General features: G+C 70.7%; 24 protein-coding genes. 4 read left to right on the top strand and 20 right to left on the bottom strand.

Features of this window, described 5'->3' with window-relative positions; genetic code table 11:
• Positions 1-9 precede the first annotated feature (9 nt).
• Entirely contained in the window at positions 10-1,671 is a 1,662-nt protein-coding gene (locus tag HCU73_RS15035; protein ID WP_168624282.1) for an alpha/beta hydrolase, read from the bottom strand.
• Positions 1,672-1,949: 278 nt separating this feature from the next.
• Between HCU73_RS15035 and HCU73_RS15040 the strand changes: the two genes are divergently transcribed.
• The gene (locus HCU73_RS15040; RefSeq protein ID WP_239025586.1) at positions 1,950-2,894 is read left to right on the top strand and encodes an alpha/beta hydrolase; all 945 of its coding nucleotides are present in this window, start codon (positions 1,950-1,952) and stop codon (positions 2,892-2,894) included.
• Positions 2,895-2,931: 37 nt separating this feature from the next.
• On the opposite strand, the gene HCU73_RS15045 is transcribed toward HCU73_RS15040, so the two are convergent.
• The 10 genes from HCU73_RS15045 to HCU73_RS15090 all read right to left on the bottom strand — a co-directional run bounded on the left by HCU73_RS15045 (position 2,932) and on the right by HCU73_RS15090 (position 13,669).
• Complete coding sequence (locus HCU73_RS15045; protein ID WP_168624284.1) at positions 2,932-3,384, bottom strand: SRPBCC family protein; 453 nt, start codon at positions 3,382-3,384, stop codon at positions 2,932-2,934.
• Positions 3,385-3,491: 107 nt separating this feature from the next.
• Entirely contained in the window at positions 3,492-4,307 is an 816-nt protein-coding gene (locus tag HCU73_RS15050) for an XdhC family protein (RefSeq protein WP_168624285.1), read from the bottom strand.
• Positions 4,308-4,318: 11 nt separating this feature from the next.
• Complete coding sequence (locus HCU73_RS15055; protein ID WP_210730661.1) at positions 4,319-5,506, bottom strand: vWA domain-containing protein; 1,188 nt, start codon at positions 5,504-5,506, stop codon at positions 4,319-4,321.
• On the bottom strand, positions 5,506-6,360 hold the full coding sequence (locus tag HCU73_RS15060) for an AAA family ATPase (protein WP_168624287.1): 855 nt from the start codon (positions 6,358-6,360) through the stop codon (positions 5,506-5,508). The genes HCU73_RS15055 and HCU73_RS15060 overlap by 1 nt, the downstream gene beginning before the upstream one ends.
• Positions 6,361-6,407: 47 nt before the next feature.
• Positions 6,408-8,828: an aerobic carbon-monoxide dehydrogenase large subunit gene (locus tag HCU73_RS15065; protein WP_168624288.1), complete on the bottom strand. Its 2,421-nt coding sequence runs from the start codon at positions 8,826-8,828 to the stop codon at positions 6,408-6,410.
• Complete coding sequence (locus HCU73_RS15070) at positions 8,825-9,322, bottom strand: (2Fe-2S)-binding protein (protein WP_168624289.1); 498 nt, start codon at positions 9,320-9,322, stop codon at positions 8,825-8,827. The genes HCU73_RS15065 and HCU73_RS15070 overlap by 4 nt, the downstream gene beginning before the upstream one ends.
• Positions 9,323-9,336: 14 nt before the next feature.
• Complete coding sequence (locus HCU73_RS15075; protein ID WP_168624290.1) at positions 9,337-10,170, bottom strand: FAD binding domain-containing protein; 834 nt, start codon at positions 10,168-10,170, stop codon at positions 9,337-9,339.
• A gap of 153 nt (positions 10,171-10,323) precedes the next feature.
• Entirely contained in the window at positions 10,324-11,403 is a 1,080-nt protein-coding gene (locus HCU73_RS15080; protein ID WP_239025587.1) for an MHYT domain-containing protein, read from the bottom strand.
• Between the two features lie 143 nt (positions 11,404-11,546).
• The gene (locus tag HCU73_RS18770; protein WP_168624291.1) at positions 11,547-12,944 is read right to left on the bottom strand and encodes an ATP-binding protein; all 1,398 of its coding nucleotides are present in this window, start codon (positions 12,942-12,944) and stop codon (positions 11,547-11,549) included.
• A 2-nt stretch (positions 12,945-12,946) separates the two neighbouring features.
• Positions 12,947-13,669: a response regulator gene (locus tag HCU73_RS15090; RefSeq protein WP_168624292.1), complete on the bottom strand. Its 723-nt coding sequence runs from the start codon at positions 13,667-13,669 to the stop codon at positions 12,947-12,949.
• A 220-nt stretch (positions 13,670-13,889) separates the two neighbouring features.
• Between HCU73_RS15090 and HCU73_RS15095 the strand changes: the two genes are divergently transcribed.
• Entirely contained in the window at positions 13,890-14,291 is a 402-nt protein-coding gene (locus HCU73_RS15095) for a hypothetical protein (RefSeq protein ID WP_168624293.1), read from the top strand.
• A 275-nt stretch (positions 14,292-14,566) separates the two neighbouring features.
• On the opposite strand, the gene HCU73_RS15100 is transcribed toward HCU73_RS15095, so the two are convergent.
• The 3 genes from HCU73_RS15100 to HCU73_RS15110 form a co-directional block, all read right to left on the bottom strand.
• Positions 14,567-15,976: a sensor histidine kinase gene (locus HCU73_RS15100; RefSeq protein WP_168624294.1), complete on the bottom strand. Its 1,410-nt coding sequence runs from the start codon at positions 15,974-15,976 to the stop codon at positions 14,567-14,569.
• Between the two features lie 198 nt (positions 15,977-16,174).
• Positions 16,175-16,864: an N-acyl amino acid synthase FeeM domain-containing protein gene (locus HCU73_RS15105; RefSeq protein ID WP_168624295.1), complete on the bottom strand. Its 690-nt coding sequence runs from the start codon at positions 16,862-16,864 to the stop codon at positions 16,175-16,177.
• A 24-nt stretch (positions 16,865-16,888) separates the two neighbouring features.
• Entirely contained in the window at positions 16,889-17,659 is a 771-nt protein-coding gene (locus HCU73_RS15110; RefSeq protein ID WP_168624296.1) for a class I SAM-dependent methyltransferase, read from the bottom strand.
• A 491-nt stretch (positions 17,660-18,150) separates the two neighbouring features.
• On the opposite strand from HCU73_RS15110, the gene HCU73_RS15115 reads away from it, so the two are divergent.
• Positions 18,151-18,309, top strand: coding sequence for a hypothetical protein (locus tag HCU73_RS15115; protein ID WP_168624297.1), 159 nt, complete (start codon positions 18,151-18,153; stop codon positions 18,307-18,309).
• Between the two features lie 281 nt (positions 18,310-18,590).
• Here the strand turns inward: HCU73_RS15115 and HCU73_RS15120 are convergent, their stop codons facing one another.
• The 6 genes from HCU73_RS15120 to HCU73_RS15145 form a co-directional block, all read right to left on the bottom strand.
• Positions 18,591-18,998 carry a response regulator gene (locus HCU73_RS15120; protein WP_168624298.1) on the bottom strand — a complete coding sequence of 136 codons (408 nt, stop codon included), beginning with the start codon at positions 18,996-18,998 and terminating at the stop codon, positions 18,591-18,593.
• Positions 18,999-19,219: 221 nt separating this feature from the next.
• Positions 19,220-19,939, bottom strand: a complete 720-nt coding sequence (locus HCU73_RS15125; RefSeq protein WP_168624299.1) for a sulfate/molybdate ABC transporter ATP-binding protein — start codon at positions 19,937-19,939, stop codon at positions 19,220-19,222.
• Positions 19,940-19,952: 13 nt separating this feature from the next.
• Positions 19,953-20,816, bottom strand: coding sequence for a sulfate ABC transporter permease subunit CysW (gene cysW / locus HCU73_RS15130; protein ID WP_168624300.1), 864 nt, complete (start codon positions 20,814-20,816; stop codon positions 19,953-19,955).
• On the bottom strand, positions 20,809-21,648 hold the full coding sequence (gene cysT, locus HCU73_RS15135) for a sulfate ABC transporter permease subunit CysT (protein ID WP_168624301.1): 840 nt from the start codon (positions 21,646-21,648) through the stop codon (positions 20,809-20,811). The genes cysW and cysT overlap by 8 nt, the downstream gene beginning before the upstream one ends.
• Before the next feature lie 3 nt (positions 21,649-21,651).
• Positions 21,652-22,605 carry a sulfate ABC transporter substrate-binding protein gene (locus HCU73_RS15140; RefSeq protein WP_239025602.1) on the bottom strand — a complete coding sequence of 318 codons (954 nt, stop codon included), beginning with the start codon at positions 22,603-22,605 and terminating at the stop codon, positions 21,652-21,654.
• Positions 22,606-23,018: 413 nt separating this feature from the next.
• Positions 23,019-23,486, bottom strand: a complete 468-nt coding sequence (locus tag HCU73_RS15145) for an RrF2 family transcriptional regulator (RefSeq protein WP_168624303.1) — start codon at positions 23,484-23,486, stop codon at positions 23,019-23,021.
• Positions 23,487-23,658: 172 nt separating this feature from the next.
• Between HCU73_RS15145 and HCU73_RS15150 the strand changes: the two genes are divergently transcribed.
• Positions 23,659-24,147 (top strand): Lrp/AsnC family transcriptional regulator, encoded by a 489-nt coding sequence (locus HCU73_RS15150; RefSeq protein ID WP_168624304.1) that lies wholly within the window; start codon positions 23,659-23,661, stop codon positions 24,145-24,147.
• Positions 24,148-24,238 lie beyond the last annotated feature (91 nt).

A 24,238-nucleotide genomic window follows, 5' to 3' on the forward strand; every position in this document is an offset into this window, starting at 1 on the left:
CGGCGCCGGTCACGGCCTGCCGTTGGCACAGCCCTGCTGAAAGCCTCTGTCGCAGTGCGCCTGCAGCCGCGCGGTGTCGGCCGGCGTCCAGCCCTCGGGCGCGGTCACCTGCACCCAGGGGCCGATGTAATCCCGCGCGTAGTAGGCGTGCCCGAAGCCCGGCGGCGCCCCGAAGGACAGCGCCATGTCGAGCGCCAGCTGGAACTGCGTGACCACGGGCATGAACACGAAATGGTCGGACATGTCGGGCGCCGGGGGCTCGCGCATCCAGGGCGGCGCGCGCCACAGCGAGGCGGGGTCGTAGAACACCACCGGGTCGCTGGAATACTGCAGGAACACGATCCGCATGTCGCCCCAGGGCGCCGCCGCCGCGGAGGCGTCGGCCACATGCGAGGCATAGCGCACCAACGACCCGTCCCCGATCACCGGCAGGACCCAGGGGCTGCCCGGATCGCGCTGGGCCTGCACGTAGGCCCAGAAGGCCGACGGGAACGGCGGGCCGGCCCAGAACGCGCCGTCGATCGGATCGTCGAGCAGGCGGAACAGGTTGGTCGCGTGCATCGACGACCAAGCGCCGAGGCTGAGGCCGTGGACGTAGAGACGCGGGCGCGCGTCGGGGGGCAGCGTCTGCCAGTGGCCATGCACCGCCTCCTGCAGCGCGGTCGCCTGTTCCAGCCCGGTGCGGGTCTCGAGGATCAGGGCCAGCGGCGACTGCAGGTAGGAATACTGCGCCGCGACCGTCGCGATGTCGCCGTCGTGCATGTATTCCACCGGGTCATGGGCGCCGGGGTCCATCCAGCCGGTGCCGGTGGGGCTGGCCACGATCAGCACCTCGCGCTCGAAGCCGCCCTGGCGGATCAGCTCGGCCAGCGCCAGCTCGGCCCGGGCCTGCGGGGTGTCGCCGTTGGCGCGGCCCACGTAGACGCGGATCGGGTCGAGCGCCGGGCGCCCGGTGAAGGCCGAGATCGCCGCCGCGTCCGGGCCGGACAGGATGAAATCCCGCCCCGGCGCGCCGATGGCCGCCCAGTCGACCAGCGAGGCGGCGCTGCCGGTCATGCGCGGGTCGGCCGGCGGCGGCGGCGCGTTCTGGAACAGTTCCTGCGCCGCCTCGTAGCTTTCGTCGAGGCCGGCGACGACCCGGTCGACGATGCCATCGCGCGTGATCACCAACAGGATCGCCGCCACCGCGACGACGCCCAGCACATTGGCCCGCCGCGGCGGCATGATGCGGTAGAACCACGCCCGGATCAGGCGGAACAGCGTCGCCACCAGCCGGCCCAGCGCGTAGGCCGCGGCAAAGGTGGCAAGCGCGAGCAGCACGATGGTGGCCAGCCCCAGCGCGTCGGCGGGCGCAAGGCCCATCTTCCCGCGCAGGTCGTTCTGCCAGCCCAGGCTGGAACCCAGCACCCACAGGAAAAGCCCCACCAGCGGCACCGCGACCGCCACCGTCAGCACCCGCGCCGGCCGGCCCGACAGGCGCGGCAGGTCGGCCGCCCGCCACAACAGCCCCGCGACCTGCCCGAGCAGGTAGCCGATCGCCGTGACCAGCCCCCCGAGGATGCCCTGCACCGCCGGCCCGCGCGGGATCAGCGACGGGGTCAGCGACGCCGCGAAGAACAGCAGGCCCAGCATAAGGCAGGGCACCGAGATGGGTCCGATGATCCTCGACATGCGCCCCCCTTGTCCTGTCGCGCCCGCGGCCGGGCTGCCCCACTGCCCCGGGCCGCAGCTTGTCACGCGGCCGCGGGATCCGCCAAGGGTCAAGCGCGTCCGTCCCGCCCATCGCCCGAACGGCGGGCAGCCGCGGCGCCGTTGGGCTACCGCGCGGCGCCGGTTGTCGTGTAGAGGTCGGTCAGGACCGACCCCGCATCAAGGCCGCCGCCCCCCTTGCCCTGCGCCCGGTTCCGCGCGCCCGCCCTGCCCCGGCAGCCCAGACGGAGATGCTCGCCTTGGAATTCCCGTTCATCACGCTGCGCAACCGGACCGACGCGCCCGATCCCGCCGAGGCCTACGGCAGCGAGAGGAGCACCCCGAAGGCCGGGCTGTGCCGGGTCGGCGATCTCGACCTCGGCTTGCTGTCGCCGCTGGCCGGCGTGGCGCCGAACTTCCTGCGCGAAGACCTGTTGCGGGTGCAGGCGGTGCAGGACATGGACGGCGACGCCGTGTTCGACCGGCTGGCCGCGACGGCGGGGGGCCGGGGCCCGGCGCTCTACGTGCACGGCTACTACATCGGCTTCGGCAAGGGCTGCCGCCGCGCCGCGCTGTTCCAGGAGAACGCCGGCCTTGCGGGGCGGTTCCTGTGGTTCACCTGGCCCTCGAACGGGGTGGCGGCCTACTACATGCACGACGAGGCGAACCTCTACTGGAGCGTGCCGGACCTGGCCGACACGATCATCGCGCTGGACGGCCGCTTCGGGTCGGGGGCGGTCGACGTGATCGGGCACAGCCTCGGGGCGCGGGGCGTGGTGCTGGCGCTCTACGACGCGGCCAGCCGGCGGCCCGACCTGCGGCTCGGCAATGTTGTGCTGATGGCCCCCGACATGGACCTGGGCATCTTCGCCCGCATCCTGCCCCGCATCGCCGCCGTCGCCCGCAGCATCACCGTCTACGCCACCACCGGGGACAAGCCGCTGGCCCTGTCGGCGCAGCTGCATGGCTACCCCCGGCTGGGCGAGGCCGGGCACGACGTGTCGGGCCTGGCGGGCGTGGAGGTGATCGACCTCAGCGACCTGCCCGCCTCGGAGCCCACCGGCCACCTCTACCACATCTACAGCCGCGCCGTCGGAAGGGACCTGTCGCGGCTCCTGAACGACGGGCAGGGCGCGGGGCAGCGCGAGGGTCTCGAGCCGCAGGGCGGCAACCTCTGGCGCCTGCGTCGCCCGGCGCGCGCCTGACCCCGCCGCCGGCCGCGACCCGGCCGTGGCCGCGCCGTCAGGCCTCGGCGTCGGCGGTGACGGTGGCGGCGAACTTCTCGAAGAAGGCGGCCGACAGCTTCTGCGCGGTGCCCTGGATCAGCCGGCTGCCCAGCTGCGCCAGCTTGCCGCCCACCTCGGCGCGGGCGTCGTAGCGCAGGATGGTGCCGTCGCCGTCCTCGGTCAGCGTCACCTCGGCGCCGCCCTTGGCAAAGCCCGCGGCCCCGCCCTTGCCCTCGCCCGACAGGCCGAAGCGGTCGGGCGCGCCGGCCTGGTCCAGCGTGACCACGCCCGTGAAGCGCGCCTTCACCGGGCCGACCTTGAGCACCACCTTGGCCTCCAGCTCGGTCGGCGAATGCTGGATCAGCTCCTCGCAGCCGGGAATGCAGGCCTTGAGGACCTCGGGGTCGTTGAGCGCGTCGTAGACCACCTGCTTCGAGGCGGGGATGCGGATTTCGTCCTTCAGTTCCATGTCTGGTGCGTCCTTCGGTTCAGCAGCATTTCGTGAAAGCGGCCAGCAGGGCCTCGGCCGGTGCGGCGGGATCGGCGGGGGGCGGCGCGCGGCGGGCGCGTCCCCAGTCACGCAGTCTGGCCATGGGGTTCCTCCGTCCGGGGCGCGGCATCGCGCGCGCGCCACTGGACGATCTCGGCCAGGATCGACAGCGCGATCTCGTGCGGGTCGATGGCCCCGATGTCGAGGCCCGCAGGCGACTTGAGCCGCGCGATGCGGTCGGCCGGCATCCCCGCCTCGGCCAGCTTGGCGGTCAGGGCCGTGGCCTTGCGGCGCGAGGCGACCATGGACACGCGGGCCGCCGGGCTGTCCAGCGCGGCCCGCAGGCAGGCCAGATCCTGCGCGCCCTGGCTTGCCACCACGACGAAGTCGCGCGGGCCGACGGCAAGGCCCGACAGGTCGGTGCCTTCGAAGGCGACGACCGGCGCGGCCAGCCCCAGCGCGGCGGGGGCCGCGACCCGAAGGCCGGCCAGCGGCGCATGGGTCGCCAGCGCCCGGCTGATCGGCGTCGCGCCGAACAGCACCAGCATCGGCGGCAGGCGGTAGGGCTCGATCAGCAGGTCGACCGTGCCGCCCGAGGGGCAGCCGCTGCGGAACACCTGCGCGCCGTCCTCGTCGGTCAGCGCCACGACCTTTTCGGACGGCTTCACCCGGATCAGCCGGGTTTCCCCGCTCTCGATCGCCTCGGCCCCCGCGGTGCGGACCGCGCGCTGCACGCAGCCGCCGCCGAGATGGCCGAGGATCTCGCCGTCCTCGGTGACGGCCGCCTTGGCGCCGGCCTTGGCTGAGGTCACGTCGGCGGTGCGCACGACGGTGGCGACGCAGAAGGGGCGCCCCTCCCGCCGCAGCCGGTCGATGGTGTCGAAGATGTCGAACTTGCCCATGGGTCCTGTCCTCAGAGCCGTGCGAATTCGGGTTCCAGCGCGGCGAGCGCCGCGATGGTGTTGGCGGGAAGATGCGCGTCGAGATGCGGCAGGGCCGCGCGGATGCCGGCGGCGACGGGGGCGTAGTCGGCCCAGCCCTTCAGCGGGTTCAGCCACACGATGCGCCCCGCGCGGCGGCGCAGGCGCGCAAGGGCTGCGGCCAGCGCCTCGGGGCGGCCGGTGCAGTAGCCGTCGCTCAGGATCACCACGACGCTGCGCCGGGTCAGGCGGCGGCCGCCCGGCCCGTCTGCGAAGGCGGCGAGCGATGCGCCGATGTCGGTGCCGCCGCCGAAGCCCTCGGCCATCAAGCCCAGCCGGGTCGCGGCGCGCAGCGTGTCGCGGTCGCGCAAGGCCGGCGTCACCCGCATCGCGCGGGTGTGGAACAGGTAGGCCTCGGCCTCGGTGTCGGCGTCGACCAGCCCCTTGACGAAGGCCAGGAACACGCGGGCGTAGACGGTCATCGACCCGCTGACATCGCAGAGCGCGATGATGCGCACCGGGCGGTCGGGCCGGCTGCGGCGGCGCAGGTCGAGCGGCTCGCCCCCGCGCGCGAGGCTGGCGCGCAGCGTGCGGCGCAAGTCGATCTCGCGGCCCCGCAGCGCCTGCTTGCGGCGGCGGGAGCGGCGGTCGCGGATCGCGCGGGCCAGTGCCTCGGCGGCGCGGGCGGCCTCGCGCAAGGCGTCGGCATCGGCGATCTCGCGCAGGTCGCGGCGGGCGAGGTTGCGGGTGCGGGTGGCGATCAGGCGGCCCTCGGTCCCCTCGGCCTCGCCCTCGCCGGCGTCGGGCTGGCGGTCGGTCTCCCTGCCCGCGGCCCCTGCCCCGCCGTCGAGATGCGGCTGCCACAGCGCGGCGGCCGAGGGGGCCGCGACTCCGCGCCGGTCGGGGTGCGCCGTGCCGCGCCGGGTGCGGCCCGCGTTGAACCAGTAGGCGTCGTAGAGGTCGTCGAAGCGGCGCCACGTCTCGGCATCGGGCACGAACAGCGCCTTGAGCGCCGCGCGCGCCGCGTCGCGGTCGGTGGCGTCGACCAGCATGAGGGCCTCCAGCGCGTCGGCGGTTTCGGCGGGCCCGAGGCGCAGCCCGTTCAGCCGCAGATGCGCGACGAAGCCCGCCATCCGGTCCTCCGGCCCGCCCGCCCGCTCGGGAAACCGCGTCGCCCGCATCACGCCACCTTGCCGATCAGCCGCGCCATCAGCTCGGGCGGTGCCGCGTCGCGGTCGGTCGCGGTCTTGAGCAGGCACACCAGCGTCGCCTGCACCGTGGCGGGATCGTCGGACAGGTCGTTCACCCCGAGCCCCGCCAGCGCCGCCGCCCAGTCGAGCATCTCGGCCACGCCCGGCTTCTTCTCCAGGTCCTCGCGGCGGAGCGCCTGCACCACGCCGACGATCTGGCGGGCAAGGCGCGGCGCGAGATCGGGGGCGCGGGCGCGCAGGATGGCAATCTCGGTGTCGCGGTCGGGGTAGTCGACGTAGGAATAGAGGCAGCGGCGGCGCAGCGCGTCCGACAGGTCGCGGGTGCCGTTCGCCGTCAGGATCACCACCGGCCGGCTGGTCGCCGCGATGGTGCCGAGCTCGGGGATCGTGATCTGGAACTCGGACAGGATTTCAAGGAGATACGCCTCGAATTCCTCGTCCGCGCGGTCGATCTCGTCGATCAGGAGGACCGGCGGCTCGGGCTGGCTTATCGCCTCGAGGAGCGGCCGGCGCATCAGGTATTTCTCGGAAAACAGGCTGTCCTCGGTCGCGCCCTCGGCGCGGATGGCGAGAAGCTGGCGCTGGTAGTTCCACTCGTAGATGGCGTGGCTGGCGTCCAGCCCCTCGTAGCACTGCAGCCGGATCAGCCGCGCGCCCGTGGCCTCGGCCAGCGCCCGGGCGATTTCCGTCTTGCCCACGCCCGCCGGCCCCTCGAGCAGCAGGGGCCGCCCGAGCCCGAGCGCGAGGTGGAGCGCCATGGAGAGGTCGCCCGAGGCGACATAGCCCCGGCCCTCCAGCGCGGTTCTGAGCTCTTGCAAGGTCATTGCGGGGGTCGCGGGGCGGACCCGGAGGCCCGCCCCGCCCTGTCCTGTCAGCCGTGCAGGCCGAGGTCGTTGGCGATCTTCCAGATCCGCCACTGGTCGTGCGGCATGTGGCTCTGCGTCAGGCCGAAGGGCCGGAACGCGTCGTGGACCGCGTTCGAGAAGCAGGGCACCGAGCCGACGTTCGGGCTTTCGCCGACGCCCTTGGCCCCGATCGGGTGATGCGGGCTGGGGGTGACGGTGAAATCGGTCTGGTAGGTCGGCGTTTCCCACGACGTCGGGATGAAGAAATCCATCAGCGTCGCGGACTTGTGGTTGCCCATGTCGTCGTAGGCGATCTCCTGCCCCATGGCGATGGCGTAGCCCTCGGTCGCGCCGCCGTGGATCTGGCCCTCGATCACCATCGGGTTGATCCGGGTGCCGCAATCGTCCAGCGCGTAGAACTGGCGCACCTCGTGCACGCCGGTGTCGACGTCGATCTCCATCACGCAGATGTAGGCGCCAAAGGGGTAGGTCATGTTCGGCGGGTCGTAGTAGCTGACCGCCTCCAGACCCGGCTCAAGACCCGGGATCGCCTGGTTGTAGGCGGCAAAGGCGATCTCCTTCATGGTCTTGAAGCGCTCGGGCGCGCCCTTGACCACGAAACGGTCCACGTCGAACTCCACGTCGTCGTCGTGCACTTCCAGCAGCCAGGCCGCGATCATCTGCGCCTTGGCGCGGATCTTGCGGCCCGCCATCGCCGTCGCTGCCCCCGCCACCGGGGTCGAGCGCGACCCGTAGGTGCCAAGGCCGTAGGGCGCGGTGTCGGTGTCCCCTTCCTCGACGGTGATGTTGTCGGCGGGGATGCCGATCTCCGAGGCCAGGATCTGCGCGAAGGTCGTCGCGTGGCCCTGCCCCTGGCTGATCGTGCCGAGCCGGGCGATGGCCGACCCGGTCGGGTGGATGCGGATTTCACACGAGTCGAACATGCCGAGCCCGAGGATGTCGCAGTTCTTGACCGGCCCCGCGCCCACGATCTCGGTGAAGTGGGTCAGGCCGATGCCGATCAGCTTGCGCGTCTTGCCGGCCTTGAAGTCCTCCAGCCGCTGCGCCTGCTCTTTCCGCAGGGCGTCGTAGCCGACGGCGTTCAGCGCCTTTTCCCAAGCGGTGTGGTAGTCGCCCGAGTCGTATTCCCAGCCCAGCGCCGACTGGTAGGGGAACTGGTCCTTGCGGATGAAGTTGATCCGCCGCAGCTCGGCCGCGTCCATGCCGAGCTTGATCGCCAGAACCTCGATCATCCGCTCGATGAAATAGGCCGCCTCGGTGACGCGGAAGGAACAGCGGTAGGCCACGCCCCCCGGCGCCTTGTTGGTGTAGACGCCATCGACGGCGAGGTAGGCCGTGGGGATGTCGTAGGACCCGGTGCAGATGTTCATGAAGCCGGCCGGGAACTTGGTCGGGTCGGCGCAGGCGTCGAAGCCGCCGTGGTCAGCCGTGGTGTGGCACCACAGGCCGGTGATCTTGCCCTCCTTGGTGGCGGCGATCTTGCCGTGCATCCAGTAGTCGCGGGCGAAGGCGGTGGACATCAGGTTTTCCATCCGGTCCTCGACCCACTTCACCGGCTTGCCGGTGACGATGGAGGCGACGACGGAACAGACGTAGCCCGAATAGGCGCCCACCTTGTTGCCGAAGCCGCCGCCGATGTCGGGGCTGATGACGCGGATGTTGTGCTCGGCCAGGCCCGAGATCAGGGACACCACGGTGCGGATCGCGTGCGGCGCCTGGAAGGTGCCGTAGAGCGTGAGCTTGCCGGTCACCTTGTCCATCGCGGCCACGCAGCCGCAGGTTTCCAGCGGGCTGGGGTGGGTGCGGTGGTAGTAGACCATCTCCTCGGCCACGACGTCGGCGCCGGCCAGCACCGCCTCGGTCGCGTCCTTGTCGCCCTGTTCCCAGGTGAAGATGTGGTTGTGATGCCGGCGCGGCCCGTGGGCGCCCGTCATCTTGCCTTCCAGATCCTCGCGCAGCACGGGGGCGTCGGGCTCCAGCGCCTTGAACGGGTCGACGACGACCGGCAGCTCCTCGTATTCCACGACGACCTTCTCGACCGCGTCGGCGGCGGCGTAGCGGTCGGAGGCGACGACGAAGGCAACCTCCTGGCCCTGGAACAGGACCTTGCCGTCGGCCAGCACCATCTGCCTGTCGCCGGCGAGCGTCGGCATCCAGTGCAGGCCCAGCGGCGCCAGATCCTGCGCGGTCAGCACGGCGACCACGCCCGGCACCTTCATCGCCTCGGAGGTATCGACCGACACGACGCGGGCGTGGGCATAGGGCGAGCGGACGAAATCGCCGAACAGCATCCCGTCCAGCTTGATGTCGTCGACGTAGCGGCCCTTGCCCTGGGTAAAGCGCACGTCCTCGACGCGCTTGCGGGCGCAGCCCATGCCCTTGAGGTTGGCGGCGCGCTGTTCGGGGCTCATCACCTGGTCGTTCATTCCGCCGCCTCCTTCTGGGCGTTCAGCATGTCGGCAGAGGCGAGGATCGCCTTGACGATGTTCTGGTAGCCGGTGCAGCGGCACAGGTTGCCGGCCATGCCGAAGCGGACCTCTTCCTCGGTGGGCCGCGGGTTTTCCTGCAGCAGACGGTGCGCGCGGGTGATCATGCCCGGCGTGCAGAAGCCGCACTGAAGGCCGTGATGTTCGCGGAACATCTCCTGGATCACACCGAGCGAACCGTCGGGGTTCACCAGCCCCTCGACGGTCGTGACCTCGGCGCCGTTGGCCTGCGCCACGAAGACGGTGCAGGATTTCACCGACTTGCCGTTCATGTCGACGGTGCAGGCCCCGCAATGCGAGGTCTCGCAGCCGATGTGCGGGCCGGTGACGTTGAGGTTCTCGCGCAGGAAGTGGATCAGCAGCGTCCGCGGCTCGGCCAGCCCCTCGACCTGCTGGCCGTTCAGCGTCAGCTTCACGTGCATCTTGTTCGCCATGTCGTGTCCTCCCCTCACGCCGCGCGGGCCTGGGCCTGCGCGATCGCGCGGCGCAGGATCACGGCGGCCACATGTTTCTTGAAGGCCACGGGGCCCTTCATGTCCTCCTGCGGGTCGATCGCGTCGAGCATCGCGGCGACCGCGCCTTCGATGTCGCCGGCGGCCAGCGCGGCGCTTGCCTCCTCGGACCACACCGGCGTGTCGGCCAGGTTGGTCATCGCGACGGACGCGCCGCCCTTGCCCACCAGCACGGCGGCGGCGGCGGTGGCGTAGTCGCCGATCTTGCGCTTCTGCTTGACGTAGGCGTAGCCGGTGCCGGCGGCGGGCACAGGGATCACGATGCGGGTCAGGATCTCGTCGTCGCCGCGGGCGGTGAAATAGGCCGCCTCGTAGAACTCGCGCGCCGGGATCATCCGGGCGCCGTCGGGGCCGACCACCTCGTAGGACGCATCAAGGCACTGCATCAGCCCCGGCATGTCGTTGCCCGGGTCGCCGTTGGCGACGTTGCCGCCCACGGTGCCCATGTTGCGCACCTGCGGGTCGGCGATCTGCAGCGCCGCCTCGCGCAGGAGCGGCAGGCGCGCGGCAAGACCGTCGTGGCCGATCAGCTCGGCCTGGGTGGTCATCGCGCCGATGACGACCTCGGCGTCGCCGACGGTGATGCCCTTGAGGTCGGTGATGTCCTGCAGGTCGACCAGGTGGGCGATCTCGGCCATGCGCAGCTTCATCATCGGGATCAGGCTGTGCCCGCCCGCGATCACGCGCGCCTCGTCGCCATGGGTCTGCAGGATGGATAGCGCCGACGCGAGGTCGGCGGGTCGATGGTAATCGAACCCGGCTGGTATCATGTGTCCTCCCCGGAGCGTCGTTGATCTGCGCTCCCCACACGACACGCTGCGGCAATAGCGCGCGGCCACCAACAGTGCGGCCATGAAAAACAGGGTTTTCTGCACGAAGTGCGACGGGCGCGCACGAGTTGCGCGAGTGGCGAAAGCGCGCCGTCAGAGGCCGAGCGCGGTGCGCACCTCGGCCAGACGCGACCGGCTGACCGGCACCCGCTGCAACGAGTCGACGGCGCGCAGGACGCAGCTGCCGGTGTCCTTGCTGCGCTGGAACTCCACCACGTAGTCGGGGTTCACCAGGTAGCTGCGGTGCGCGCGCACGAAGCGCGCGGGCCCCAGCCGGTCCTCGGCCTCGGAGATCGACCAGGGGCAGAAGAACTTGCCCGCCGTGGCGTACAGGATGGTGTAGTGCCCCTCGGCCCGCACCGCCGCGACCTCGCCGCGGTCGAGGAACCGGGTGCGCCCGCCCTGCTCGTAGGGGATGCGCAGCGGCGCGTCCTCGCGCCCCGGCGCGGCCCCCCGCCCCTGTGGCACGGCCGGGGCGGCCACCCCCTCGGGCGGCGCGGGGGCCGGGCCCGCGGGCGCCTCGGCGGGCCCGAGGAAGGTGACGCCGGTCAGGAGGAAGGCGCCCGAGATGGCGAAGGCCGCGACCGAGACGCCCATCGCCATCACCTCGTTCGAGATCGGCGGCCCGGCGGCCTGCACCCCCCCGTCGACGATGAAGCCGGTGCCGCCCATGGCGATGAAATGCAGCGCGAAGACCGACAGCGCGAAGCAGACGGTGCCGAGCAGGATGTTGCCCCGCGTCCGCGCGCCATAGGCCACCCAGACCGCCAGGATCGACAGGCCCAGGGCCGCGACCAGCGACACGCCGACCCCGGCCAGGCTGAACACGGGGCGGCAGATCTCCATCCCCAGCATGCCCACGTAATGCATCCCCGCGATGCCGAGGCCCATCACCGTGCCCGCCGCCACCAGCGTCGCGGGCCGGCGCGGGACGAAATGCAGGATCAGGAGCGCGAGGCCGACCACGAGGATGGCGATCAGCGCCGAGATCAGCGTCATCAGCCCGTCGTAGTAGAACAGGATCGGCAGCTGCAGGCCCAGCATGGCCACGAAATGCATCGACCAGATGCCGCCGCCCAGCACCACGGCGGCGATCGCCACCACCAGCTTGCGCTGAGCGAGGCCCAGCGCCGAGGCGCCGCGCGTCAGCGACAGCCCGCTGAAGCCCGCCATCAACGCCACGGCAAGCGACGCCGCGACAAGCAGCCCGTTGTGAGAATACGCCAGCAGTGGGGGGGCCTCCTCCAGACCTTGGGGGGAGTGTAGCAGCGACCCCGGGGGTTTCAATCGGCCATCCGCGGCGCGGGGCCGCCGCGTCAGGGTCGCCGCGACGGGGCGGGCGCGGCGCGGTGGGCCGGCAGGGTGATCGTCACCCGCAGCCCGCCCTGCGCCCGGTTCTCCAGCGTGATCGCGCCGCCGTGGTCCTCGAGGATCATCTGCGCGATGCTGAGGCCGAGGCCGAAGCCCTCCTTCTCGGGGGCGCCGGTCGCGACCGCGCGCCGGAACGGCCGGAACACCGCGTCGATCTCGGCCGGCCGGATGCCCGGGCCCGCGTCGTCGATCTCGACCGTGATGGTCGGCCCCTCGAGGCGGGCCCGCACCACCGCGCGGTCGCCGTACTTGATCGCGTTCTCGATCACGTTGGTGAAGGCCCGCTTCAGCGCCACGCGCTTGCCGTAGTGCCGGATCGGCTGGTCGACCGTGCAGGTCAGCGCCGCGCCGGTGTCGGCGAAGTCGTCGCAGATGCTTTCCAGCAGGCTGCCGAGGTCGAGCAGCGCGCGCTCCTCGGTGTCGCCCGAGACCCGCGCGTAGTCGAGGAAGGTCCCGATGATGGTGTTCATCTCGTCCAGCGTGACCAGCATCTTTTCCTGCTCTTCCGAGGGCGGCGCCAGCTCGGTCCGCAGCCGCATCTGGGTGATCGGCGTGCGCAGGTCGTGCGAGATCGCCGCCAGCATCCCGGTGCGGTTCTCGACCAGCCGCAGCAGGCGCTTCTGCATCAGGTTGAACGCCTGCGCCGCGGCGCGCACCTCGAGCGGGCCGCTTTCGGCCATCGGGGTGGCGCGCAGGTCGGTGCCCAGCCGGGTGGCCGCGGTCGCCATCCGCTGCAGCGGCGCGGTCAGCCGGCCGATCAGCCAGACGGCGATGGCGCTCTGCACCAGCAGCGCGAACAGCACCGTGGTCAGCAGGTAGCGCGGAAAGGCGTCGGCCGAGGGCGAGGTCTGGCCGAGGAAGTTCAGCCACTCGTCGTCGCCGTGGTGCACCGAGATGGCCATGATCCAGCGCCGGCCGCCCTCGGGCACCTCGGCCTCGGCGGCGTCGGCCAGGCCGGGCGGCTGCAGGAAGCCGGGCGGCAGCGCGCGGCGGAACCAGACCCGGATGTCGTTGTCGCGGATCGCGGGCACCTTGCTGCGGAAATCGGTGGTCAGGCTGCGCTCGTCCTCGGTCGGGGTGCGGTTGGCGAAGACCGGCTCGGTGGTGCTCCAGACCCGGAAGGCGCGGCTGTCCGAGGCCGCCTCGATCTCGGGGTTCCAGGCGTCGGGGATGTTCCGCAACAGCCGGCTGACCCCGGCCGCGCGCTCGACGATGTCGTAGGCGTCCTGCAGCACCAGCGTCTCCTGCCGGTCGCGGAAATAGATCGCCAGCCCCAGGCTGTTGGACACCAACAGGCCCACAAGGATCACGGCGACGGTCTGCGCCTTGAGGCTGCGGAGCACGGTCAGGTTTCCGTCACGTCGGCCGCGAACAGGTAGCCCCCGCCCCAGACCGTCTTGATGATCGACGGGTTCTTGGGGTCCTCGCCCAGCTTGCGGCGCAGCCGGCTGATCTGGATGTCGATGCTGCGGTCGAACACGATCGAGGCGCGCCCGCGCGTCAGGTCGAGCAGCATGTCGCGGGTCAGCGTCCGGTTCGGCCTGAGCGCCAGCGCGACGAGCAGGTCGTATTCGCCGCTGCTGAGCGACACCACGATGCCCTCGGGGCTGAGCAGTTCGCGCTTGCTGCGGTCGAGCTGCCACCCCTCGAAGCTGAGATAGCGCAGGTCGGGCGAGCTGTCGGCCGGCGCCGGCTGGGCCGTGCGCCGCAGCACCGCCCTGACGCGGGCGATCAGCTCGCGGCTGTTGAAGGGCTTGGCGAGGTAGTCGTCGGCGCCCATCTCCAGCCCGAGGATGCGGTCGATGTCGTCGCCCTTGGCGGTCAGCATGATGATCGGCGTACGGTCCTGCGCGCCCCGCAGTTCCCGGCACAGGGTCAGCCCGTCCTCGCCGGGCATCATCAGGTCGAGCACGATCAGGTCGATGGCGCCGGTATCCAGCGTGCGCCGCATCGCGCGGCCGTCCTCGGCCCGCGAGATGCGGAACCCCTCGCGCTCCAGCACCTTTCCCACGAGGTCGCGCAGCTCGCGATCGTCGTCGACGACAAGGATATGGGGGACGCGTTTCATCGGGTCGGGCGGCCCTTTGCTCTGACCGGGGCGTTCTACCATGGCCCCGCGGTCTGGCAAGCCGCGCGCCCGCCCGTGGGCCGGCCCCGCGGGCAGGAAAGTGTAACCGCCCGTGGCAGAGCCGGCCGGTGAAACAGCTTGTTACAAAGTGACATGACTGCGCCGTTCCTTTCCTGCGGGGCGGCCGCTAGATGCGGCTCGAGAACAGGCAGGACGACCGATGACCGAGCAGATCAACAAGACAAGGCCCGAGGCGGACATCCCCGCAGGGCCGCAGGCCGCCCCGGCACAGGACCGGGTGGTGAGGCTGGAGGACCGCGTGCCGCCGCAGACGGCGCCGGTTTCGGACCACGAGATGGGTGAGCTGGTGCTGGGCGCGTGGCTGTTCGCGCTCGACGCGATGCACCAGCGCCTCCCGGCGCAGTCCGTCGAACTGGCGGCCCGCCGGGCGCGGGCCACGCTGGCCGAGAAGGTGGAGACGCTGCCCTACGCGCAGCTTCTCGACCCGATGGTGCAGGGGGAACACTGGCGCAAGCTGGTGATGATCACCGAGCAGGAAACCCTCGCCCATCGCATTCTCGACGGCACCGCGAGCTACGCGGCGCGCAAGGCGCGCGCCTGACCGGGCCTCGGCCCGGACACGACATGCTGCACTCGGCGTCGGCCACGGCCCTCAACGACGCCGACACTCGGCGGATCGGCAGATAAGCCCCCCAAGCGTAGCCGATCCGCCGCTTTTCTTTCTGCCCCGCCAAGGGGTTGCCCGTCCCGCGACGCAGGCCCCGGGCCATAGACCCGGGGCCTGCATCGCGGACCTGATCCGCTGGGTCGCCCGCGAGGTGTTCGCCGGGATCCTCGTTCACGAACCGGGCTGGCGCGCCCCGCGGCGGCCCGGCCTCAGGCGACCTTGGCGATGGGGCGGTCGTCGGCGCGGGAGGTGTCGGCACCCTCGAGGCGGTCGAATTCCAGGAAGAAGGTCGATCCGACGCCCAGCTCGCTGACGTAGTCGATGGTGGCGTCGTGGCGCTCGATGATCTGCTTGCTGATGTTGAGGCCGAGGCCGGTGCCGCCGACCTTGCGGATGTCCGAGGAATCGACCTGGCTGAACTTGCCGAAGACCCGGTCCTGGGCGTCCTGCGGGATGCCAACGCCCTCGTCATGGACCGAGATCCGCACGCGGGCGCCGTCCGTCTCGACGATGACCTTCACCGCGCCGCCGTCCTCGGAGAACTTCACCGCGTTCGACAGCAGGTTGTTCATCACCTGGATCAGGCGGCTGTGGTCGCCCCGGACGTGGCACGCCTCGGCGCAGGGGACGGTGGAGACCTGGATGCCGAGCTTGGTGGCGAAGCCCGAGGTGGCCTCGACGGCCTCCTTCACGAGGGTGTTCACGTCGACCGGCTCGAAATTGAAGACCATCTCGCCGGCCTCGATCTTCTGCAGGTCGAGCAGGTCGTCGATCAGGGCCGCAAGCCGCTGCGCGTTCTTGGCCGCGATGCCGATGGCCGGCTTGAGCCCGTCGGGGACCGCGCCGAGCACGCCGTTGTTGGCCAGGTCCAGCGACGCCTTGATCGAGGTCAGCGGCGTGCGCAGCTCGTGGCTGACCGTGGACAGGAACTGCGACTTGACCTCGTAGGCGGCCTTGGTGCGCTCGTTCTCTTCCTCGATCCGCCTCATGTGCGCGATGCGTTCCTGGTAGTTGAGGTAGAAGTGCACCGAGGTGTCGACGATGAAATACAGCACAAAGATGATCGTGAAGAATTCCAGCCAGACCTGCGAGCCGAGGGGCGGCATGTAGCGCACCAGGTCGAGCAGCGCGATGAACAGGAAGGCGGCGGCGTAGATCGACAGCCGCAGCAGCAGGATGCCGACCATCTGGCTGTTGTGCATCGCCGCGAAGAGCGCCGCGGAGAACAGGAAGAACAGCGGCGTGAAGTGGCCGCCCGAGGTCTGCTGGACCGCCATGCTGATGATGAACAGGCTGATCGCCGTGGCGCTGACGGCGGTGTTGCGCGCGATGCGCTGGAGGATCCGGCGGCCCGCCACCGGGTCCTTGCCGTCCCAGGCCCGGGACTGGCGGGCGAGGAGCTGATCGAGGATCTCGGTCAGGACGACGACGGCGTAGCAGGCAAGCGTGGCATAGGGATCGAAGTAGAACGCGGCCAGCACGGCCGCCGAGAGAAAGCTCGCCTGACGTTGCCAAACCAGCTGGTTGGCAAGGGCAATGTAGTCCTTGATCCGTTGCTCTCGACCGACCGGGTTGAACCAATCACGCCGGCCCGCCCACAACGCGTTCAGGCTGCGCATGCCTGCCTCCGTCAGTATGACCTCTTCATTTGTTAACGAACCAATGTGTTGAAAATCCGGCGTTCGTCTGGCGTTCCTCGACAGTTGCCCAAGAAAACTTTGGCCAGAGGCCCGACCGCGGGCACCCCTCGCCCCGGTCGGACCGCACCCGGGCGCCGATCGCGCCCGGGCCTTGCGGGGCCTGCGCCCCGGCGCGCGTCAGGCGGCCGCGGACCGCCCCCGCCGGGCGCTGATGTAGACCCCCGTCAGTGGCGGGAAGTCGATGCTGGCCTGCGGGATGCCCTCGACCGGCCCGAACACCGGCGTGCGGGCCAGCACGGCCTGCCGCTGTTCGCGAACATTGGCGGTCAGAAGCTGGATCGGCTTCTTCAGCCCCGGGTAGCTGCGCGGGTTCATCGCCGGTTCGTAGCCGAGGTAGCGGCGGTAGAACGCGGTGTGCTCCACCCGCACGGGCGCAAGCGCCAGGTCGACGTCATAGAACAGCGTGGCCAGGAACGGGATGCGCAGCGCCAGGAAATGCAGCGGCAGGCGCTGCTTGCGGGCCGACGGGTCGATCACGAAGCGGGTCGGATCGAGGATCGTCTGCCCGGGCTGGAGCCCCTCGAGAACCTCGGGGAACACCTCCAGCGTGGGCGATGCGAAGCACAGCGGCGACACCAGGTGCAGGCGCAGGGCCGCCTGCATCTGCCCCTCCATCTCGACCGCGACATGGACGCAGTTCGGGGTCTCGTCGAAGGCGTCGGTCATGATCGCGCGCTCGTTGGCGGCGATCGAGTCCTCGGCCCGGTAACAGGCGTAGCGCAAGCGGTAGAGCTGTTCGAGATCCGGACCCTCGGTCAAAACCCGATACCTGGCGCGCTTCAGCGCCTCGATAACTTGCTCGTTCATGTGTTTTTCCCACCCCTCGATAGTCTACGGCCTTGCCCGGCAGACAAGCAGGTCACTGTAATCCCGGTAGACGGTCTGCTGCCTGAGCACCTCGAACCCGGCGGCACGGACGGCCTCGGCCATCTCGTCGGCGCTGTGCGTCCAGTAGACGCCGGCCTTCTGCGCCTTGAGGATGGCCTGGTTCTGCCGGGCGATCTCGCGGCCCTGCCAGAAGATGCGCAGCGCGCCCAGCAGACCGTGCTCGCGCCTGAGGTGCGCGAACAGGTAGGACCGCCAGTCCGTCACGTTCATCAGCCGGCCGAGGTCGACGAGGTAGAGCAACCCGCCCGGACGCAGCAGCCGGCGCAGGTCGTCGAGGCGCTGCCCGGGATCGGGCATCGCGTAGAGCGCGTGCACGCACACGATGAGGTCCGCGCTGCCCTGCGCCTCGATCTGCTCCAGCGGGCGGGGGTCGTAGCGGACATGGCGATGGCGGGCCAGCTTGGCCTGCGCGAGCCGGATCATGCCCGGGTCGGGCTCGACCAGGCAGATCTCGCTGTCCGGGCAGGCCTCGGCGGCGATGCGGGTGTAGTTCCCGCTCCCCCCGCCGACGTCGTAGATCACCCGCGGCACGTCGATCGTGGCGAGGAACGCCTCGAAGTCGCGCAAGATGGCCTGGTAGGCCGGATTGTGCTCGGACAGCAGGTCGTAGGCGGTCGCGTAGGCGCTCCAGTCGGGGCGCGACGACCGGGCCGCCGGGGCGGGCCAGACCGGGTCGAGTTGGGACGAAACAGGGGCACTGGTGTTCAACGGCATGACAGCGAAACTCCAGATTGTGGATGTTGCGTCCTGCGACGAGAGCTTTACATTACAACGTGTTGTACCGGGTTGTTGAAGTTCGTCCAGTTCTTATCCACAGTGTGGCTTTTTTGCGCTAACCGTTTCCAGTACGGCAACAAGCCGACTCTGCGGGGCCAATCCGGTTGGTCCGCGGGCCGGGTCCGGCAGGCGTGACAGCCGCCCTCGGCATCTCCACCACATCTGGGTTCTGACCGCCCCCACGCGTCCATTTGGAGTGTGCCCCGACGGGCCCCGCCCCCCTCTGGCCGCCGCGCCCCGCCCCGGACGGCGGTGGCGCGGGGTGGCGGGGGCAATGCCTCCCGCGCGGCGCCCAAGCGAAAAAATGTGGCAGGACGAAGACGGGGCTGCCCCGATTCACCGCCTGTTTCCATGGATCCGACACAGTCGAGCCCCAATTCTGGGCGACACAGGGACGAATCGGTCGCAGACAAGGCCCTGGAGGTGTGATGCAGGTATTCGCAGTAGAAAACGATCTGGCGACGCTCGATCTGGTGGCGCATTTCCTCGGGATCGCGGTCCACCACAACATCAACGCGGCCCCGTCGCCCCGCCTGACGCTGACCGTCGTCGCCCCGTCGGGCGAGACCGGCACCCCGTCCCGCTGACCGGCCCGACACCGGCGCCGGGCGCCACTCACGCCGCACGGACCCGTCTCGCACAGCCCGTGACCGGCACCGTCGGCCTTCCCCCTATCCAATCCCAGGCGCGCCCGGACCGGCACGGCCGGGCCGCCCTCGCGTCACGATGATCGCAGGTTGGGGGCCGCCGGGCCCGTCCCGGCGCAACGGCCGGCCCGTCACATCCCGACCAGACGCGCGAAAACGCCGCGGCCGGTGCACCGGTCGCGGGTCATGGGAGTCGTCGGGCGGGCTTGGCGCGGGCGCCGCTAGCCGGGCAGGCATTCCTTTTCGATCGACTTGCGCCAGATCTCGACGATCTGGGAAGCCAGCGTCATCGGGTCGAAGGGCTTGGCGATGACGGCCTCGGCCCCGCTGGCCAACAGGCGCGCCCGGTCGTCGTTCAGCACCTTCGCGGTCATGAACACGGCCGGCGTCCGGTGGCAGCCCTCGATCTGCCGGATCCGCCGCAGGGTCTCCACCCCGTCGATGCCGGGCATCATCACGTCCAGCAGCAGGAAATCGGGCTTGTGCCGTTGCGCCAGCTCGATCGCCTGGTGGCCCGAGCTGCACTGAACGATCGACAGCCCGCCGACGACTTCGAGCGCAAGCTTGGCGATGGCAAGGATGTCTTCCTCGTCATCCGCGTGCAAAATCAATGGGGTCTTGTCGCTCATGGTAGCCTCTTATCTGTTTCGGTTCGGACAAGGGGGTCACTGTCGCGGGCAACCGGCGCCCGGGACGCACACCTTGGACGCGCCGGATGTCCATGACCTTCAGGTCACCTGGAACATGCCGACCATGACGCCGGACTGTGGCACTTCTGGGCTGAGACCTTGGTCATTCGCGGGCAGTGCCCTGCCCCGGGCCGCCGGGCACCCCCGTCCCCGCGCGGCGGTCAGGCCGCGGTGAAGGCACGCACGAAATCGGTCGCGGGCCGGGCGCGGATCTCGGCGGGCCGTCCGACCTGTTCGATGCGCCCCATCGACATGACGACGACGAGGTCGGCCAGCGCCATCGCCTCGTCCTGGTCGTGGGTCACGAAGACGGTGGTCAGGCCGGTGCGGTCGTGGATCTCGCGCAGGCCCTGGCACAGATCCTTGCGCACCCGGGCGTCGAGCGCGCCGAAGGGCTCGTCGAGGAGCAGCATCCGCGGTTCGATGGCCAGCGCGCGGGCCAGCGCCACGCGCTGCCGCTGCCCGCCCGACAGCTGGTTGGGATAGCGCGGGCCGATGTCGGGCAGCTGGATCAGCTCCAGCAGCCGGGTCACGCGGCGGGCGATCTCGGCCTCGGGCGGGCGCGTCCGGCGGGGCCGCGCCCGCAGGCCGTAGGCCACGTTCTCGAACACCGTCATGTGCCGGAACAGCGCGTAGGACTGGAACACGAAGCCCGCGCGGCGGTCCTGCACCGACAGGCCCGTCGCGTCGGCCCCGTCGAAGCGCACGCGCCCGGAGGTGGGGTATTCGAGCCCCGCGAGGATGCGCAGGAGCGTGGTCTTGCCCGACCCCGACGGCCCCAGGAGCGCGATCAGCGCCCCCGACGGGATCGACAGCGACACCGCGTACAGGGCCCGTCCGGTGCCGAAGTCCTTGGCGATGTCCTCGATCTCGATGTTCATGGCGGTTCCTTTCCTAATGACGCCGCGTGGCCGCCAGCAGGTCCGCATGGCGCCATTCGAGCAGGGATTTCAGGAGGAGCGTCAGCAGCGCCAGCAGCGCCAGCACGGCGGCCAGCGAGAAGGCCGCGACTGAGAGGTATTCGTTGTAGAACATCTCGACCATGGTGGGCATGGTCGCCGTCTCGCCCCGGATCTTGCCCGAAACGACGGCCACCGCGCCGAACTCGCCCATCGCGCGCGCGTTGCTCAGCAGCACGCCGTAGAGCAGCGCCCAGCGGGTGTTGGGCAGCGTCACCGTCAAGAAGATGCGCCAGCCCGGGGCGCCCAGCGTCAGGGCGGCCTCCTCCTCGGCGCGGCCCTGTTCGATCATCACCGGGATCAGCTCGCGCGCGACGAAGGGAAAGGTCACGAACAGCGTGGCCAGCACGATGCCCGGCAAGGCGAACACGATGCGGATGTCGTTGGCCATGAGCCAGGCCCCCAGCGCCGAATTGGCCCCGAACAGAAGCACCAGCGTCAGGCCCGCCACCACCGGCGAGACCGAGAACGGCAGGTCGATCAGGGTGATCAGGACCGCCTTGCCGCGGAAGTCGAACTTGGCGATGGCCCAGGCCGCCGCGATGCCGAAGACCGCGTTCAGGGGCACCGCGATGGCGGCGATGGTCAGCGTCATGGCGATGGCCGCCCGCGCGTCGGGCAGCGACAGGGCGGCGATCACGCCGCGCCCGCCCTCGGCCAGCGCCTCGGCAAAGACCGTCACCAGCGGCGCGAACAGGAAGAGCGCGACGAAGGCCACGGCGAGGCCGATCAGCAGGGCGCGGACCAGCGGCGGCTCGGTGGTGACGGGCACCGGGCGGGTGGGGGCGATGTCAGACAAGGCCGATCCTCCGTCTGCTCCAGATCTGGATGGCGTTGATGGCAAGCAGCAGCGCGAAGGAGATGACCAGCATCGCGATCCCGATCGCGGCGGCGGCATCATAGTTGTATTCCTCGAGCCGGATCACGATCAGGAGCGGCGCGATCTCGGTCAGACCGGGGATGTTGCCCGCGATGAAGATGACCGAGCCGTATTCGCCGACCGACCGCGCCAGCGCGAGGGCGAAGCCGGTCAGCAGCGCGGGCGTCAGCGCGGGCAGGATCACCCGGCACAGCGTGGTGGTGCGGCGCGCGCCGAGGGTGGCGCTGACCTCCTCGAGGTCGGGCTCCAGCTCCTCGATCACCGGCTGGACGGTGCGCACCACGAAGGGCAGCCCGATGAACACCAGCGCCAGCCAGATGCCCAGCTCGGTATAGGCGACCTGCAGGCCGAGCGGCGCCAGCGCCTGCCCGAACACGCCGTTCGGCGCGTAGAGCGCCGTCAGCGCGATGCCCGCGACGGCGGTGGGCAGCGCGAAGGGCAGGTCCACCGCCGCGTCGATCAGGCGCCGGCCCCAGAAGCGGTAGCGCACCAGCACCCACGCCAAGAGCAGCCCGAAGACGAGGTTGACCAGCGAGGCGACCAGCGCCGCGCGGAAGGACAGCGTCAGCGCCGCCCAGATCCGGCGCGAATTGACCATGTCCCACAGCTCCGCCGGGCCGATCGCCAGGCCCCGGCCCAGAAGCGCCGCGAGGGGAAGGAGGACCACGAGGGACAGCATCGTCATCATGATCCCGAAGCTCAGCCCGAAGCCCGGCAGGGGCGAGGGCGTGCGCAGGAGGCCCGGCCGCATCGCCTACTCCTCGTAGATCTGGTCGAAGATGCCGCCATCGCCGAAGAACGCGGGCTGGACGACGGACCAGCCGCCGAACTCGGCGATGGTGACAAGCTCGAGCTCGGGGAACCGCGCCACGTCATCCGGCGCGGCCAGCGAGGTGTCCCGGGCGCGGTAGTGGTGGCGCAGCGCCAGCGCCTGCGCCTCGGGGCTGTAGAGATGCGCGAGATAGGCCTCGGCCGCGGCGCGCTGCGCGTCCGAGGTGATGTTGCCGTCGACCAGGCTGACCGGCGGCTCGGCCAGGATCGAGACCGAGGGGACGACGATGTCGAAGGCGTCCTCGCCCAGTTCGGCGAGCGCGAGGAACGCCTCGTTCTCCCAGGCCAGCAGCACGTGGCCGATGCCGCGCTGGGTGAAGGTGGTGGTCGCCCCGCGCGCGCCGGTGTCGAGGACGGGGACGTTGCGGTAGAGCGCGCCCACGAACTCGCGCGGGTCGAGCCCGTTCCGGTCGGCATAGGCCCAGGCGGCGAGGAAGTTCCAGCGCGCGCCGCCCGAGGTCTTGGGGTTCGGGGTGATGACCTGCACGCCCTCCGCGACGAGGTCGTCCCAGTCCGCGATGCCGCGCGGATTGCCCTCGCGCACCAGGAACACGATGGTCGAGGCATAGGGCGCGGCGTTGTGCGGCAGGCGCGATTGCCAGTCGGCCGGGATGCGGCCCGTGCGTTCGGCGATCTGGTCGATGTCGGCCGACAGCGCCAGCGTCACCACCGTCGCGGCGAGCCCGTCGATGACCGCCCGCGCCTGTGCGCCCGCGCCGCCGTGGGATTGCCGGATGGTGACGGGGGCGTTGCCCTGCGCCGTCCACCACGCGGTGAAGAGCGCGTTGTAATCCCGGTAGAATTCGCGCGTCGGGTCGTAGGAGACGTTGAGGATCTCGACGCTGTCCTGCGCGGCCGCGGGCGTCGGGCCCGCCATGACCAGCCCCAGGGCCGCGACGGCGGCCAGGATGCCGCCGCGCAGGGGCGCGGCCGTCAAGGCCGTGCGCAGCGCGCCGAGGACACCGCCGGCCGCGGGCGGTTTCGGGTCGGCGACGGGGCGGCCGGACAGGCGCGCGTGGCCTGCGTCGATCTCGATCCGGCCATCGCCGAGGCTGCGGATGAAGGTGCCCTGGGCGAGCGTGTGCGCGCCGATCTGGATGGTGTGATACATGGCCGATCCCTTGCTGACCCCTGTCGCATTCCGGTGTCCGGCGGGCCGGGGCGGGGCCGAAGCGGGGAAGCCCCTTGCCCCATCGCCCTGCCTGCGCCGTCTGACACCTAAATATCGACAGACTTAATCGTGATTAGCAAAGGAGGATTCACGCTCTTTTCAGTCGTGATTTTGGAAGATCATTCTCCGGTGGCCGGCTCGGGGATGGCAAAGCGCTCGAGCGGGCGGGCGTCCTCCTGCAGATCGGCCAGCGTCAGCGACTCGATCATCAGGATGTAGGCCGCGTAGAAGCCGCCAAAGACGGCCCGCACGCGGCAGCTCTGTTCGTCGGTGCAATCCTCGCAGCGCTGGTAGGCCCGGCGGGACAGGCAGGGCAGCGGCGCGAGCGGCCCGTCGATCAGGCGTAGCACCTCGGCCAGCGAGACCCGGCGCGGCTCCTTGATCAGCTCGTAGCCGCCCTTGCGGCCCCGGCGGCTCCCGATCAGGCCGGCGCGCTTGAGGTCGAGCAAGATGTGTTCGAGGAACCGCTTGGGCGCGCCCGACCGATCCGCGATCTCCTCGATCCGCAACGCCAACCCCTCCCCGGCCTTTTCGTCGGCGAGCACCATCAGCGCCTTGAGCGCGTATTTCGTCTTGTGGGTGATCATCCGCCGACCCCGGCCCCGGAAACTGCGTCCAACAGGGGCGACAGTATCAGGAACGGCATCGAAAGCGAGCCCTTCCGCATAAACACGATAAAGATGATCGACTTTTTGCGGAAACGTGGCATTCTCGCCCCGACTCGACACATTGGGCCGCCCGCGGCCGGAAGGAAACGCGATGACCTTCGACCGGATCGACCTCGGGATCCTCGACATCCTTCAGCGCGACGCGACCGTCCCGGTCGCCCGCATCGCCGACCGGGTCGGCCTGTCGCAGACGCCCTGCTGGAAGCGCATCCAGAAGCACGAGGAGGCGGGCGTGATCCGCGCGCGCGTGGCGCTGCTGGATGCGGATGCGCTGGGGCTGTCGCTGACCGCCTTCGTCACGGTCGAGGCGCCGGAGCACACGGCGGAGTGGCGCGCGGGCTTTCTTGCCGCCATCGACGCGCTGCCCCCCGTGCGGGACGTCTACCGGGTCGCGGGGGACCACGATTTCCTGTTGCGGGTGGTGGTGCCGGACCTGGCCGCCTACGACAGGTTCCACGCGGCGCTGACCGGCGCCGTCCGGCTGCGCAGCGTCAAGGCGACCTTCGCGCTGGAGCGCGTGCGGGCCAGCACGGCGCTGCCCCTGTCCGTGGTGAACCCCGCTCCGGGACCGACGGCCTGAGGGGCCGCACAAGGGGGCCGGGCCGGGCGCAAGGACGCCGTGCCGGGGCCGCGACACGGGCGGCCCGCCGCCCCCTGCCCCGATCCGCGGT

The organism is Roseicyclus persicicus, assembly GCF_012395815.1.
Classification (GTDB): domain Bacteria; phylum Pseudomonadota; class Alphaproteobacteria; order Rhodobacterales; family Rhodobacteraceae; genus Roseicyclus; species Roseicyclus persicicus.